The sequence below is a fragment of the Methylobacterium sp. Leaf123 genome, from assembly GCF_001423405.1.
Lineage (GTDB): Bacteria > Pseudomonadota > Alphaproteobacteria > Rhizobiales > Beijerinckiaceae > Methylobacterium.
The window spans coordinates 1-1,240 of record NZ_LMNS01000032.1; the positions used below are offsets into that span (position 1 = coordinate 1).

Genomic DNA, 1,240 nt, shown 5'->3' on the forward strand with positions numbered 1-1,240 from the left:
ACAGTTTAAAAACCTTAGTTTCATTGACTCTAATACCATTTTCAAAAATAAAAGATATAAATATGGTAAAATAATAAGTTTTTAACAAGACAATAAAATCATGCCAAGACCTCGTTCACTTCCAAAATCTTTTTACAACGAAAATTTTAAAAGCCTAGCTAAAAAACAAACACATCATAGAGTTAAGATTCGATTAATGGCAATGCACCACATTCAACAAGGGCATACCTATGCCAATACTGCTAAGACATATTTAGTTAATATTAATGCTGTCAATCAATGGATTGCTCGTTACAAAAAAGACGGCATCAAAGGCTTAAATGAAAAACCACATACAGGACGAATCGGATTATTTGCCAAACATTCACTAACAAAAATATTTGATAGTATTATTGAGATGAATGAAAATAAAAAAGGCGGYAGAATAAGGCTCATAGAAATAGACCAGTTGCTTAAAAATAAATTTGATATTCATTACAAAAATTTAAATGGTGTTCACAACTTGACAAATAGACTCAATATTAGTTGGATTAGTTCTAGATCTAAACACCCAAAGCAAGACCTTGAGGCACAAAGCCTATATAAAAAACTTCAAACAAAAGGTAGTAGATGCCCTGCCTGCGGACACAGACTTAAACAAAGTTGATGTTTGGTTCCAAGATGAAACTAGAGTGGGACAACAAGGCTCTATCACTAGAATGTGGGYACCCAAAGGTAGCAGACCAAGAGCAATTCGTCAGCAACAATTTGAATACGCTTATATCTTTGGTGCAGCCTGCCCAGCAAAAGACAAAGCACTTGGCTTGGTATTGCCGTTAGCAAACACCGATGGCATGATAGAGCATTTAAGACTAATATCTAAAGCAACAGAAAAAGACAGGTATGCTGTTGTAATAATGGATAGAGCAGCGTGGCATACCACTGGCAAAATCAAATGTTTTGATAATATTATTCCAATGCCTTTACCACCTTATGCGCCAGAACTTAATCCAGTAGAGCAATTGTGGCTTAACATTAAGCAAAGATATTTATCAAATATGGCTTTTAAGGATTATGAAGAAATTGTGGATAAATGTTGCGATGCTTGGAATGACATCTTAAAGAAGGATAATTTTGTTAAGAAATTGTGTAGTAGAGAATGGATAGAATTAGTTTAGTTTATTTTTGAAAATGGTATAACTTCCATTGCAAAATACCGCTCCAATGACGTTTGATCATCTTTGCTGTTTTAACCATTGGC

Annotated in this window: 2 protein-coding genes; both read left to right on the forward strand. The window is 34.0% G+C overall.

Going from position 1 to position 1,240, the window contains the following annotated elements; translation table 11 throughout:
• The first annotated feature begins 100 nt into the window (after positions 1–100).
• Complete coding sequence (locus tag ASF53_RS25115; protein ID WP_082482767.1) at positions 101–646, forward strand: helix-turn-helix domain-containing protein; 546 nt, start codon at positions 101–103, stop codon at positions 644–646.
• Complete coding sequence (locus ASF53_RS25120; RefSeq protein ID WP_162242231.1) at positions 564–1,157, forward strand: IS630 family transposase; 594 nt, start codon at positions 564–566, stop codon at positions 1,155–1,157. Before ASF53_RS25115 ends, ASF53_RS25120 begins: the two co-directional genes overlap by 83 nt.
• Positions 1,158–1,240 lie beyond the last annotated feature (83 nt).